This is a genomic window from Brevibacterium luteolum, assembly GCF_013004595.1.
Classification (GTDB): Bacteria; Actinomycetota; Actinomycetes; order Actinomycetales; family Brevibacteriaceae; genus Brevibacterium; species Brevibacterium luteolum.
Window position 1 is genome coordinate 38,715 of the sequence record NZ_JABEMC010000008.1, and the last position, 13,477, is coordinate 52,191.

Genomic DNA, 13,477 nt, shown 5'->3' on the forward strand with positions numbered 1-13,477 from the left:
CGTCAGGGCAGCAGATCGTCGGGGTGGCGGCCGCACAGCACTGAGGCCTGCTCGGCGAGCACCTCGGCGACGAGTTCGTTGAGCTCCTCGAAGTCCTGGCACCGGCTGACGACCGGCAGCCGGTAGATGACGATCGTGGCCGGGCGGTCGCGCCGGGCCGGAAACACCCGGCCGAGCTCCACCTGGCGCGCCGGCGGCGGAACCTGGTCGACAGCCAGCCGCACCTCGGAGAGATCGCCGTCGGCGCGCAGCCGGATCTGCTCGAAGATGCGGGCGGCCAGGGCGGCGAAGCGCTGGGCGCGGGTGCGCTTGGCCGGCACCTCGGCGAGGAACAGCTCACCGCGCACGCCACGGCCGTGACGGTCCCGGGGGAGGCGGCGGGCTGGCATACCGCGATTGTATTAGACTCGTGGCGTGCCTGGAGTGAGACTGTGCTCGAAGATGAACTGCAACCGTTCAGCAGCGTGGACGCTGACATACGTCCACGCTGATGCGTGTATTGTCATCGGTCCGCTGTCCATGCACGCCCAGCCGGGAGCCCACGATCTGTGCAGCATGCACGCCGAGAGGCTGACCGCACCCGTCGGCTGGCAGCTCATCCGCCTCGGGCAGGGGGAGGAGACCCCGGAGCGCAGCCGCGATGACCTGCTTGCGATCGCCGACGCCGTGCGCGAGGCCGCCAAACCCAAGCCGGAGCCCGAGGGGCGCACCCACGGGCATCTGCGTGTGATCGGAAACGGAGACTGATGACGACCCGAGCCGCACAGCTTTCGCGCGCCCTCAAGGCCTACGACATCCGTGGCCGGATCGGCATCGACCTCGACGACGACGTCGTCTTCGCCATCGGCTGGGCGACAGCCCACGTCATGCACCGCGAGCACGGCAGCAGCCGGGTCGTCATCGGCCGCGATATGCGCCCGGACTCCCCGCGGTTCGCCGAGGCGCTGGCCGCCGGGGTCGAAGCAGCCGGGTTCGAGGCCACACGGCTGGGCATGACGTCGACGGACCAGCTGTACTTCGCCTCCGGGCACTGGAATGCCCCTGGCCTCATGGTCACGGCGAGTCACAATCCTGCTGACTGGAACGGCATCAAGATCTGCGGCCCGGCCGCCGCCGGGATCTCCCGTGATTCCGGACTCGACGCCATCCGCCTGCTCGCCCTCGAAGCGCCTGAGCACCCAGGTGAGACGACTGGGCAGGTGCCCGTCGCCTCGGGCGCGGCCGCCAGCGAACTCGCTGAGGCCTTCGCCCGCCGGATCCGGTCGCTCACCGGGATTGAGGCGATCGACCGGCCGCTGCGGATCGTCGCCGACTGCGGCAACGGGATGGCTGGCAAGCTGCTGCCCGAGGTGTTCGGCACCGGAGCTGGGCTGGCGGCTGCCCCGATCGACGTCATCGGGCTCTACACGGAGCTCGACGGCACCTTCCCCAACCACGAGGCGAACCCGCTCGACCCGGCGAATCTGCGCGATGTGCAGGCTGCAGTCGTCGGCCACGACGCTGACCTGGGCCTTGCCTTCGACGGCGATGCCGACCGCTGCTTCTTCATCGACGAACACGGTGAGGCAGTCTCGGCGTCTGCGATCGGCGCGCTTGTGGCCGTCCGCGAGATCAGCCGAGCCCGCACCGAGCGCGGCGAGGAGACCCCGGTCGTGCTGCACAACCTCATCACCTCACGCGCCGTGCCCGAGGCGATCACCGCCGCCGACGGACAGGCCGTGCGCACGCCGGTGGGTCACTCGCGGATCAAGCAGCTCATGCGCCAGCACGATGCCGTGTTCGCCTGCGAGCACTCCGCGCACTACTACTTCCGCGACTTCTACGGCGCTGATTCCGGAATCCTTGCCGCCTGCCACGTCATCGCGGCGCTGGCCGAGACGACCCAGCCGCTGAGCGAGCTCGTCGCCGAATGGAACCCGTACGTCGCCTCCGGGGAGATCAATTCCGTTGTCGACGACCCCGAGGCTGCACTCGCCCGGATCCGGCAGGCCGCCTTCGAGGGCGTGTTCGACGAATGCCAGGTCGATGACCTCGACGGGGTCATGATCGAGATGCCCGAGGCGTGGTGCAACGTCCGGCCGTCTAACACCGAACCGCTCGTGCGCCTCAACTGCGAGGCGCCAACGCAGGAGCGCACCGATCAGCTCGTGTCCACAGCTCTGGAACTCATCCGCCGATAGCCGAGAGGAATCTCCATGCTCGACCACCGCATCGCAGACCTGTCCCTGGCCGAAGCCGGCCGCCATCAGATCCGCCTGGCCGAACGGGAGATGCCCGGACTCATGGCCCTGCGCGAGGAGTACGGCGCCGCGCAGCCGCTGGCCGGAGCGCGGATCGCCGGTTCCCTGCACATGACCGTGCAGACGGCTGTCCTCATCGAAACACTCACCGCGCTCGGTGCTGATGTGCGCTGGGCGTCGTGCAACATCTTCTCCACTCAGGACGAGGCGGCTGCCGCCGTGGTCGTCGGGGACGGCACCCCGGAGGCGCCCAACGGTGTGCCGGTGTTCGCGTGGAAGGGCGAGACGCTGGAGGAATACTGGTGGTGCACCGACCAGATCTTCCGGTTCGCCGACGGCCCGAACCTCATCCTCGATGACGGCGGGGACGCCACGATGCTGCTCATCGAAGGTGCCCGTGCAGAAGCCGCTGGCGGAGCGCCGGAGGCAGGGGAGGACGATCCGGAGGAGAAGCACGTCTTCCTCGACCGGGTGCGCCAGTCGCTTGCCGAAGACGCCCAGCGGTTCACGAAGATGAGCGAGCAGATGCTCGGCGTCAGCGAGGAGACGACGACCGGTGTCAACCGGCTGTACCGGATGGCTGCAGCAGGTGACCTGAAGTTCCCGGCGATCAACGTCAACGACGCGGTCACGAAGTCGAAGTTCGACAACCGCTACGGCATCCGCCATTCCCTGCCTGATGGCATCAACCGCGCCACTGACGTGCTCATCGGCGGCAAGGTCGCGCTCATCATCGGCTACGGCGACGTCGGCAAGGGCGCTGCCGAGGCGATGCGCGGGCAGGGCGCCCGGGTGCAGATCACCGAGATCGACCCGATCTGCGCACTACAGGCTGCCATGGACGGCTACGAGGTCGTGCGCACCGAGGACGCGATCTCCTCAGCAGACTTCATCATCACCACGACGGGCAATACGAAGGTCATCACCGCCGAGCACCTCGCGCTTCTCAAGCCGGGTGCCATCGTCGGCAACGTCGGGCACTTCGACGACGAGATCGACCTGGCGGCAATGCGCCGCCAGTCCGGAGTCGAGGTCGTCGAGATCAAGCCGCAGGTCCACGAATGGACGGTGCCGGTGCCGGCTGAGGCCGGTCTGGATCGGAATGAGACGTCGTTCATCGTGCTCTCCGAGGGACGCCTGCTCAACCTCGGCAACGCGACCGGGCACCCGTCATTCGTCATGAGTGCCTCGTTCACGAACCAGGTGATGGCCCAGATCGAGCTGTTCACCTCGCACGAGGACTACCCAGCCGGTGTGCACCGGCTGGCGAAGGAACTCGATGAGAAGGTCGCGCGACTGCATCTGCCGGCTCTCGGCGCTCACCTGAGCGAACTGACGAAGGAACAGGCCGAGTACATCGGCGTCGACGTGGCAGGGCCGTATAAGCCCGAGCACTACCGCTACTGAGTCATCTGCGAATACACAGACGGGGCTGGTCGCTGCTGGCGGCCAGCCCCTGTCGTGTGTGCCGCCGGTCCAGGCTGGTGAGTCTCCGGGCGTGGGGCGTCGAGCGACAGGCCGAAGGGCAGCTGGCCGACGCGCTGCTGGAAGCGCTGGGCTGTGCGAGCGGTCTTCTCCATCTGCCGAGCGTGCTCAGCGCGGGTGCACCCGACGACGGCTGCGAGGAACTCCTCGGGCAGAGTGCCCTCTGGGGGAGCAGGGGCGATGTAGGGGTTGAGCTCCTCGGCCAACTCGACGGCACGGTCCCAGCGCGACTCGGGTTCGCGCAGGTGTGCCGAGATGAGGAACTGGGTGATGCGGTAGTACAAGCCGTTGGGGATCGCAGAGATATCCGCACTGCGTGCCCAGGCATGGAGCCGTGGCGGTACGTGGATCTGGGCGATGGGCGGCATCTTCGCACGTTCGTTGACAGCAATGGTTCCTGCCAGGTAGTCACCGAGGCGTTTCGACTGCGGTGAGAGCAGGCCGACGAGTGCGGCGAGTCCAGCAGCGGTGCCGAAGATCTCGAATCCGTAGAGCATTGCACGCAGGAACGAATGCCGTGCGCTGATCGCTCCGCCGTCGTCTCGTACGATGCGCAGACCGCAGATGAGCTTTCCGATCGACCTGCCACGGGTGAGGATCTCGACGGTGAACGGGACGATGAGCAGGCAGAAGACTGACAGCAGCAGAATAACGGTCCGGAAGATCAGGGGTTCGCTGATCATGAGTTCTTCTATCAACCACGTGGCTGAGACCAGGACGGCGATATAGAGCACCGTGATGATGACGTAGTCGATGGCACACGACACGGCGCGCATCGCCAGCGATGCTGGGCGAATGTCTAGGGCGATCGCCTCGCCGGTCACAAGTGAGCTCACGCAATCATCCTGGCACAGGTGGGCACGCCCAGCCAGTGACCGGTCCGGTCACCGCCAACAGGATTCACTTGTGGGAGCACTCATGAGTAGAGCCGGGCACTATGGAGTTATCAAACATCGTTCTGTCACTGCGGTGGTGCTGCAGGCAGCGCTGGTAGAGAAACGACTGAGAATCGTTTCGGGTAAGTCGGTGGCGGCGGTGTGGTCTAGTCAGTGGTGAGATTCAGGAGCTGTTGGGCGTGTGCCTGTCCGATGGGATTCGTCGGTGGCCTTGCTTGGAGTTGGTGTCCGCCGGGCAGTGTCCAGGTCAGCATCCCAGTGTCGGGACTGCGGGTGACTCTGAGTCTGTCTTCGGTTTTCATCTGATGATGCTGCCGGCACAACGGGTGGAGGTTTGCCATTGAGGTGGGTCCACCTCGTCCAGGGTCTTCATGATTGAACGGTTCGATGTGATCGAGCTCTGCTTTCACGGCGGAGCGATCACAACCAGGCAGAGTGCAGAACTGCCACTTCTCCACGAGAGCGATCCGCATCTTCTCCGGGATCGTGTACGTTTCGGCCGCGTGATCGAGGACAGTGCCGTCGGTCGGGTCGGTCAGAATCCGGTAGACCGTCGGATGCCCCGTACCGGTGAGCTGGCGGGCGGTCTCGGGTGAGATCGGGTGACCATTGACCATCCCCGGAACACGTGCAGCATCGTCTTCCTCGTCGGTGTTCTTGTCGAGCAGGGTCAGTGCCGGGACCGTGATGGTGATGCGAGCTTGGCGCTTGAGCCACTCGCTATCGACCGGGCACTGAACACCGGTCTCAGCAAGAGTCTCGGCGATCTTCTCAGCGGTCGCGTCGACGTCAATACCGGCTGGATTGGCAGCCTCGACAATCGTGGAGTCACTGTCGGTGGGCTGTGTGGTCAGCGTGCCTGCAGGTTGGGAGCCGGTGAGGAAGTCGAACATCAGCTCACCCATCCCCCGGTCGTCCACGATCTCGCGTCCTTCGGGCACCCCAAGTGGTGCGCCGAGGCCCTTGATGACGCTGCGGGCCATGCCAGCCAACCGCGCTTCTAAGAGCGCGATCTGGTGGGATGGGCCGCGGGCGATGAGGATCCCCAACCCGTGCGGCTCGTAGTAGGTCTCAACGGTGCGGCGATCCCGGACTTCTTTCGCGCGTTCCTCGCGCGTAACGAGTGTGGAAATCAGTTGCGTGACTGCTCGTTTGAACGTCGTCATATCCGACACCCGGATCCGGACAAGCCCGGCATCGAAGTCCGCCAGATGCTCAGGCTCCAGACTCGTGGCGCGCCGGGCGCCGTGAAGATACCTGTCGTAGCCGATGACCCCGGCTCTAGCTAGGGACGTGAAGGCTGGCAGCCCGACGAGTCCTGCTGCAGCGACCTGCACACGGGAGCGAACATGCTTCACGGTGGTATCGAGTGCGTCTGCCATGTGCATCAGCGACGTCGACGCTGTCCGTTCAACAAGCCAGGCGTAGGCGTTCCGGCGCTGCTCGGCCTCGTTCTTAAAGTCCGTGCCGTCACGGTCCGGGCGGCCGAGCGCACGCGGGTCAGCCGCGAGCTCACGGACCGCATCGACCTGCAGGGAGACATCCTCTGGTGAATCGGAAGCCGCACGGGCGAGGAAAGCATCAAAGAGGAATCCAAGCCCAGTCATGCGGCGGTCGTCGATGTCCCGGTTGGTGGATTTCAGCCGGTAGAGGCAGTCAGCGAAATCAGACGTGTCGACCACTGTATCGTTGCGGCGGGTCGTGATGACCTGTTCTTCCACGAGCATCGCGGCCACCTCCCTTGTGATCTACCGTGATCTTTGTTGTTTTAAGTCTAAGTGTGTTCGATATGCTGGAACAATAGTTTCGACTGCGTTCACATGAAACTCACATAAACATATGCCTGCTTCGAATCTAATCTCAGTCTGCCAGCACCCACTGACATCCCTTCCCGCGAGCACCACCGCAACCACCACCTCGGGCACGGCCTGCGGCCTGCCCGCCGGAGGCACCCCTCACTTGCGGTTATGCTGGGATCCTATGGACCCCGCACTCGTCGCCGAACGCCACGCTGGCGAATGGGAGCGCCTGTCGCGCCTGGCGAAGAAGAACACCCTCAGTCCCCATGAGGCTGAGGAGTTCCTGCGCCTGTACCGGGCGGCGTCGAAGGACCTCTCGCGCATCCAGACGGTCGCCCCGGACTCGGAGATCTCGGTACGGCTGTCGAACATCGTGCACCGCTCGCGCACCCAGCTCACGGGCGTGCCGACCGGGGCAGGCGGGGCGCTCGCGCGGTTCTTCACCATCTCGCTGCCGGCCGCGCTCTACCGGCTGCGGTGGTTCTTCGTCTTCACCTTCGTCTTCTTCGTCGGCATCTCCGTGCTCACGACCCTCTGGGCCTACCACACGCCCGGCGTGCTGCCGGCCCTTGCTGATGAGGAGATGCGCCGCCAGCTGGCCGAACGCGACTTCAAGGAGTACTACTTCGAGCACCGCAACGAGGTCTTCGCCGTCGGTGTGTGGACGAACAACGCCTGGATCGCGCTGCAGTGGGTGGCCCTGGGCATCACCGGGATCTACGTCATCTACGGGCTCATCGTCAACGCCGTCAACGTCGGCATCTCCGGGGCGATCATGTTCGAGTTCGACAAGGGCGGGGACTTCTTCTACTACATCCTGCCCCACGGCATCCCCGAGATCACCGGCATCCTCATCGCCGCCGCTGCCGGCCTGCGCATCTGCGTCGCCTGGGTCGTCCCCGGCCCGGAGCTGCGGCGCACCCGCTTGGCGCGGGAAGCCCGCACGACCATCACCGTCGGCCTCGGCCTCATCATCTATCTGTTCTTCTCCGGGCTCATCGAGGGCTTCATCACCCCTTCCGAGCTGCCCAACGTCATCCGCATGGGCTCCGGGATCCTGCTGACGGCGGCGATCTTCGCCTATGCGATCTACTTCGGCCGCCCTGCGCTCAAGGCGGGCCTGAGCGGGGACGTGTCCTCGGACAAGGCAGGCTACGACATCGTCGCCACAGACCGCTGATCCCGCGCCCGAGGCGCCGGGCCGGGTGGCGAGGAACCGCGCCCGAGGCGTGCCTCACCTCGGTGCCGGTGACCGGTTAGAGCTTGCCGCTTGCCTTGAGTGAGATGTAGAGGTCGGCCAGCTGCGGGGCGAGGTCCTCGGGCTCGGCGTGCACGGTGTGGATGCCGGCGTCGGAGAGGGCATGGCCGAGTGAGCGGGCGGCGAGCAGGTCGTGCTCGGCGGCTGCGGCGCGGTAGACCTGGGCGGGGGAGTAGACCTGGGATGCGAGGTCGCCGAGGTCGGGATCGGCGACCGAGGCGATCGCCAGCCGGTGCCGGGCGCGCAGCACCGGCAGAGCCGGCAGCATGTCCTGGGCGATGGTCCGCTCATCGAGGGCGGTGAGGAAGACGACGAAGGCCCGCTGCGTGCTCAGCCGCAGCGTCTGGGTGACGATCTCGTTCCAGTCGGCGTCGATGAGCTCGGGGAACACATCGGCTAAATCGTTGGTCATGATGCCGAGCGGATCGGATCCGGAGATCGGGCCGATGTGCCGGCGCACGCGCGCATCGGCGACGAGGATGTCGACGCGGTCGCCGCCTCCGGAAGCCAGCGCTCCGAGGAGCATTGCGGCCTCCATCGCGGCATCGAAGGCGGTGCCGTCGCCCATCCGGCGGGCGGCCAGGCGCGAGGAGTCGAGGACTATGACGACCCGGCGGTCGCGTTCGGGCCGCCACGTCTTGACCATGAGGTGCTGGGCGCGGGCGGTGGCCCGCCAGTCGATTGAGCGGACGTCGTCGCCGCGGACGTATTCGCGCAGCGAGTCGAACTCGGTGCCCATGCCGCGGGTCATGAGCAGGGTGCGCCCGTCGAGCTCACGCAGCCGCGCGAGCTTGGACGGCAGGTGCTTGCGGGAGACGAACGGCGGCAAGACGCGGATCGCCGCCGGCACCTCGACCGACTGCTGACGGAGAGACAGACGCAGCGGCGAGGCCACCCGGACGGTGACGAGATCGGCCGGCAGCTCACCTCGGCGGGTGGGCACCAGCCGTGTCACGTGCTCATGCTGCTCACCGGCTGCCAGCCGAACCCGCAGCCGGTTGTCCTTAGCACCTGCCGACGGCGGCCAGGCATCGCGGATGTGCAGACTGGCGGCCCACTTACCGGCATTGATGACCGTCAGCGTCGAGTCCGTCTCATGGCCCAGCCGCACGCGCCGGCCGGGGGTGCGCTGCAGCCGGATCGTCGCAGGCGAAGCGGTGACCAGCCAGTCGAGGAACGCCACGAGCAGCACAGAGCCTAAGGCGATGCCGGTGGTTCCCCAACTGGGGAAGACCATGACCGGGATCGCCGCCAGCGCGACGAGGACGACGAAGCGCCAGGTGACGATCATCGCGGCACGCGGGTGGTGTCGATGATCGAGGCGAGCACCTGGTCGACGGTGATGCCGTCCATCTGCGCCTCCGGCCGCAGCATGACGCGGTGGCGGAAGGCCGGCGAGATGAGCGTCTTGACGTCATCGGGGGTGACGAACCCGCGCCCGGACATCCACGCCTGCGCCTGGGCTGCGGCCAGCAGCCGGGTGCCGCCGCGCGGGGAGATGCCCATCGCGAACGACGGTGCGCTGCGGGTGGCCTGCACGAGGTCGACGATGTAACCGAGCACCTCGGGATCGACGTAGATGTCACCGACCCGCTTCCCGGCCTCCAGGATCGTCGCAGCATCGGCGACGCGCTCGATCCCGGCATCGGACAGGCGCCGGCCGTCGAAGCCGTGGGCGTGGCGGGTGAGGATGTCAAGCTCGGTCTCGCGCTCGGGCAGCGTGAGCATGAGCTTGAAGAGGAACCGGTCGAGCTGCGCTTCGGGCAGGGGGTAGGTGCCGTCGTGCTCGATCGGGTTCTGGGTCGCGGCGACGACGAACGGCTGGGGCAGCCGGCGGGTCTGCCCGTCGACGGAGACCTGCCGCTCCTCCATCGCCTCCAGCAGTGCGGACTGGGTCTTCGGCGGGGTGCGGTTGATCTCATCGGCGATGAGCAGGTTGGTGAACACCGGGCCTTCGCGGAACTCGAAGTCGCCTGAGCGGGTGTCGTAGATCATCGAGCCGGTCACATCGCCGGGCATGAGATCGGGGGTGAACTGCACGCGCGTCGAGTCGAGTTCGAGCGCCTCAGCCAGCGCGCGCACGAGCAGCGTCTTCGCCACGCCGGGCACGCCTTCGAGCAGCACATGCCCGTGGCACAGCAGGGCCAGCAGGATCCCGTCGACGGCCTCATGCTGGCCGACGACCGCCTTGCCGACCTCCGTGCGCACCGCGAGGAACCGCTCGCGCAGCTCGTGATCGCGGTCGGCCAGCTGGTGTTCGGCGGCCAGTCGCTCGTTAAGTCCCGGCTGCACCGTGCCCGAGGCGGTGGTCGCCTGGCCGTGGGCCGGCACCTGGCCGTGCGGCTGGCCTGGCATCTGTCCGGGAGCCGGCGCGTGCCCCGGTTGCTGGCCGGGCTGCTGGATCGGCATCTGCCCGGTCTGGGGTGCGTGTTGTGGCGGCAGCGGCGCCTGACCCGGCTGCACACCGGGCTGACTGCCGACCGGACCACCGGGCTGGCTGCCGACCGGTACGCCGGGCCCGCCCGGCTGACCGCCCGACCCGAACGGACCAGCGGGCTGTCCCGGCTGCTGGCCGGGCTGCTGCGGATGGTGGGGAGTGTCGGTCATGTCGGGGAGACCTCGCTTTCGATGGCGGTGATGAGGACGGCGATGTCGGAGAGCTGCCGGTCGTTGGCCGGCACTCCCTCAAGATAGGCGTAGCGGACTTCGGCCAGGTCGCGGCCGGTGTGGGCGGCGATCGCAGCGCACAGCTGCTCGGGCCGCTCCTGGGAGGGCCGGGTGAGCCGCGCGGCGATGCGCAGCAGTGAAGCTGTGCGCAGCGAGTGCAGCGATGCGGTGCGGGCCCCGGCCCGCTGCATGAGTGCGGCGCGGCCGTGCACGGTCTCAACCGGCGGGACGACGACCGGCAGTCGTTCGACAGCCAGCGGCCCGAAGCGCCGGACCCGCCACCACAGCAGTGCGGCGGTGAGCGGGATGAGCCACAGCAGCGCGACCCCGAACCACGGCGGGATGAAGGTCAGCGCATCCGGTGTCTCCTCCTCGCTGGCCGAGGGCTGGTCGCCGGCCTGCGGCAGATAGACGACGAGGTTCTCGTGCTGGCCAAGCGCGTGCAGCATGAGCGCGGCATGACCCTCCTCGTCAAGCTCGGCGTTCGTCATCCACGCCCGCGCACCGAGCACCGTGACATCGGCGCCGCCCGCCTCGGCGCGGGCATAGGCACCCGAATCCGGCGGGACGCCGGGGAACGCGTAGCAGGTGGTGACTGCGTCTTCGTATCCCGGCGAGGCCGCGTAGAAGCCATCGGCGCCGCGCAGCTGCCCGGCGGCCACGGCGGCCGGGGATTGGCAGCCGGGCTGCAGCAGCTCGTTCTGCGCCTCGTTCTCGAAATAGGGCGCCATCCGCAGTGCTGGGGTGAAGTCCTCGACGTCATAACCGGGATCGGCGAGCACGAGCGAATTGCCGCCGGAGCGCACCGCCTCGCCGAGCTCTTCGCGCGTCTCGGTCTCGCCGTTGCCCTCAACGTCGAGGTAGAGCACCGTGGTGTCTGCCCCTGCGGCGGCCGTGCGCGCCTCCTGCCTGGATTCGGTGACCGTGACCTCGACGCCGCGCTCGCGCAGGATGTCCATGAGCGCCTTCGTGCCCGAGGGCTGCACGGACTCCGGGTGCAGCTCGCCGGTCTCCTCATCGAGGATCGAGAGGAAGAACCCACCGATCGCGGTCACCAGGATGACAACCGCGGCGATGACCCACAGTGCTGCCGCCCGGGTGCCGCTGCGCAGCCGGTCGACCCGGCCCGGCCCGGTGTGCGCAGTCGTGCCGCGTACGGCGAGGTCGAGACTCGTGCTCATGCGCCGGCCTCCCCGCTGCCCGCGCCCGAGGCGGTGGTCGCCTGCGCAGGCTCCGCGCCCGAGGCGGTGGCCGAGCTGGCGGCTCCCGAGGCGGCGGACCGCGTGGAGACGGCCTGGGAGGTAGCGGCGGTGATCCGCTCGGCGCGGGCGAGCAGGTCCTGCCAGTCAGCGGCTGTGGCTTGGGCTTCGCCGAAGGTCACGGCGTCGAACAGCCCACCGGCGGCATGCGCATCGGCGGTGGCCGGCGGGCAGGCAGAAGCGGCCGCGCGGGCCAGCTCCGAGGCGGTCGAGGCGGCGGTCATGTCGATGAGACTCAGCGAAACGAACTGGGCGAAGATCGCCCGCACTCCGTTCTGCACTGCCAGCGTGTAGTCACCCCCGGCGGCTGCCGCATGCGCGGCGTCCCAGAAGGCCTGCGGGTTGATCGTCTCGGCCCGCTGGGCGGGGTCGAAGGCGGCGAGGTCGACGCCGCCGCTGGTGCCGCGGCGGACCCGCCAGATGACGAGCACGACGAGCCCGATGATGAGTGCGGCGATGACGAGCAGCGTCCACGGCGAGTCGATCGCGGCAGCGCTGCTGATGAGCCCGTCGAAGAACCGGTCGATGGCCCGGCCGAGCTTCTCCAGCGGGGACAGGTCGGCGTCGCGGTAATCCGGTTCGGACAGCTTCTTCTCAGCCCAGCGGCGGGCCTCATCGCGCTCAGGGGCCAGGGGAGTGCTCATGTGCTGCGATCCAGCTCCTCGGCCTCGCGCAGCAGCAGGAGGTCATAGCCTTCGAAGCGCATCCGACGGTCGAAGTACAGGCCGGTGATGACCCCGGACTGGTAGGCGTAGAGGACCGCGGTCGCCGCCGAGGTGAGCGCGAGCCCGAGGATCGTGAGGGTGGCGATCACGACGGCGCCGAAGGTCTCGGCGCTGCCGGAGTCGAGGATGGTCAGCGAGATGACGATCGCGGCGATGAAGAAGATGAGCAGCAGCGGGGAGACGATGATGCTGATGAGCTGCGAGGACAGGTAGCACGACAGCAGCAGGGTGCCGGTGGTGGCCCAAAAGCGGCGGCGCGTGAGCTGCCAGGAGCGGGCGAAGGCCTGCCGGATCGTCATCCGCTCGACGGCGATCGCGCAGCCGACGAAGGCGGTGCGGACCATGAAGAAGACGGTGAACACGACCCAGCCGAGCGCCCCGAGGCCGGCGAGCAGGAACCCAATGACGGCCTGTGAGGTGAACACCGCGATGATGACGCCGGGGGCGAGCAGCAGCGCCAGGGCTGCGAAGTGCGCCCCGCCGAGCAGGGCGGTGGCGGCGATGAGGCGCAGCCGCTGGCCGGCGAGCATCCCCCATGTGCGGCGCAGGGTCGTCGTCTTCTGCCCGCGCGCATCGACCGCACGCCCACCGGGCGGGGTGAAGAAGGCCTGCCGGGCAGGGATCGAGAGCAGCCCGGAGAGGAAGTGAAGGAAGCACAGTGAGAGCAGCGAGACCGCGGAGGCTGCGAACTGCATGAGGAAGGACAGCCCACCGGCGGCATCGGAGCTGGCGAAGACCCCGACGAGATAGCCGAAGCTCAGCCAGATGAGCCCGGCCACAGCGGCGCTGACGGCCAGCAGGAACAGCGTCAGCACGATCATCGCAGTGCCGACTGAGACCCCGGGGCTGAAGCGCAGCAGCCGGAACCCGGCATCGAGTGACTCGGCGAAGCGCATCGGCCGCTTCGACAGCACCCCGGGCTTCGGCGCCGGCTGCCAGGCGGGGCGGGTGCGGGTCTGGCTGCGCGGCTGCCAGCGGCCGGTCGTCCAATCCGTCTGCGCATCCCAGGCGGCGCGGTCGGTGACGAACAACGGCACCTCCTGCCTTGGGGTCAGATCACGCCCCATTCTATGCACACGACCCCGGCACGCAGGCGACATTCGGGCACTCACTTGCATCACCGCCTCGGCGCCGGACCAGCAGGCGCG

General features: G+C 67.9%; 12 protein-coding genes. 4 read left to right on the plus strand and 8 right to left on the minus strand.

Annotated features, from left to right (window positions below):
- Positions 1 to 2: 2 nt before the first annotated feature.
- Positions 3 to 389, minus strand: coding sequence for a metallopeptidase family protein (locus HLA91_RS11275; RefSeq protein ID WP_102162856.1), 387 nt, complete (start codon positions 387 to 389; stop codon positions 3 to 5).
- Positions 390 to 414: 25 nt separating this feature from the next.
- Here HLA91_RS11275 and HLA91_RS11280 point away from each other — a divergent pair, with 25 nt between their 5' ends.
- From HLA91_RS11280 to ahcY, 3 genes are read left to right on the plus strand one after another with little or no spacing between them, the layout of a single operon-like run.
- Complete coding sequence (locus HLA91_RS11280; RefSeq protein ID WP_165883309.1) at positions 415 to 747, plus strand: DUF3499 domain-containing protein; 333 nt, start codon at positions 415 to 417, stop codon at positions 745 to 747.
- Positions 747 to 2,180, plus strand: a complete 1,434-nt coding sequence (locus HLA91_RS11285) for a phosphohexomutase domain-containing protein (RefSeq protein ID WP_170274752.1) — start codon at positions 747 to 749, stop codon at positions 2,178 to 2,180. Before HLA91_RS11280 ends, HLA91_RS11285 begins: the two co-directional genes overlap by 1 nt.
- Positions 2,181 to 2,195: 15 nt before the next feature.
- Positions 2,196 to 3,647 carry an adenosylhomocysteinase gene (ahcY, locus tag HLA91_RS11290; RefSeq protein ID WP_102162859.1) on the plus strand — a complete coding sequence of 484 codons (1,452 nt, stop codon included), beginning with the start codon at positions 2,196 to 2,198 and terminating at the stop codon, positions 3,645 to 3,647.
- Here ahcY and HLA91_RS11295 read toward each other — a convergent pair.
- Positions 3,641 to 4,561: an RDD family protein gene (locus tag HLA91_RS11295; RefSeq protein ID WP_259854992.1), complete on the minus strand. Its 921-nt coding sequence runs from the start codon at positions 4,559 to 4,561 to the stop codon at positions 3,641 to 3,643. The genes ahcY and HLA91_RS11295 overlap by 7 nt on opposite strands.
- A 206-nt stretch (positions 4,562 to 4,767) precedes the next feature.
- On the minus strand, positions 4,768 to 6,348 hold the full coding sequence (locus HLA91_RS11300; RefSeq protein WP_170274753.1) for an HNH endonuclease signature motif containing protein: 1,581 nt from the start codon (positions 6,346 to 6,348) through the stop codon (positions 4,768 to 4,770).
- A gap of 253 nt (positions 6,349 to 6,601) precedes the next feature.
- Here HLA91_RS11300 and HLA91_RS11305 point away from each other — a divergent pair, with 253 nt between their 5' ends.
- Entirely contained in the window at positions 6,602 to 7,600 is a 999-nt protein-coding gene (locus HLA91_RS11305; protein ID WP_170274754.1) for a stage II sporulation protein M, read from the plus strand.
- Positions 7,601 to 7,676: 76 nt separating this feature from the next.
- On the opposite strand, the gene HLA91_RS11310 is transcribed toward HLA91_RS11305, so the two are convergent.
- The 5 genes from HLA91_RS11310 to HLA91_RS11330 all read right to left on the minus strand — a co-directional run bounded on the left by HLA91_RS11310 (position 7,677) and on the right by HLA91_RS11330 (position 13,360).
- Entirely contained in the window at positions 7,677 to 8,969 is a 1,293-nt protein-coding gene (locus HLA91_RS11310) for a DUF58 domain-containing protein (protein ID WP_170274755.1), read from the minus strand.
- On the minus strand, positions 8,966 to 10,087 hold the full coding sequence (locus HLA91_RS11315; RefSeq protein ID WP_239557219.1) for an AAA family ATPase: 1,122 nt from the start codon (positions 10,085 to 10,087) through the stop codon (positions 8,966 to 8,968). Before HLA91_RS11315 ends, HLA91_RS11310 begins: the two co-directional genes overlap by 4 nt.
- Positions 10,088 to 10,281: 194 nt before the next feature.
- Entirely contained in the window at positions 10,282 to 11,526 is a 1,245-nt protein-coding gene (locus tag HLA91_RS11320; protein WP_170274756.1) for a DUF4350 domain-containing protein, read from the minus strand.
- Positions 11,523 to 12,248, minus strand: a complete 726-nt coding sequence (locus HLA91_RS11325; RefSeq protein ID WP_170274757.1) for a DUF4129 domain-containing protein — start codon at positions 12,246 to 12,248, stop codon at positions 11,523 to 11,525. The genes HLA91_RS11320 and HLA91_RS11325 overlap by 4 nt, the downstream gene beginning before the upstream one ends.
- Positions 12,245 to 13,360, minus strand: coding sequence for a DUF7544 domain-containing protein (locus HLA91_RS11330; protein WP_170274758.1), 1,116 nt, complete (start codon positions 13,358 to 13,360; stop codon positions 12,245 to 12,247). Before HLA91_RS11330 ends, HLA91_RS11325 begins: the two co-directional genes overlap by 4 nt.
- Positions 13,361 to 13,477: the final 117 nt, after the last annotated feature.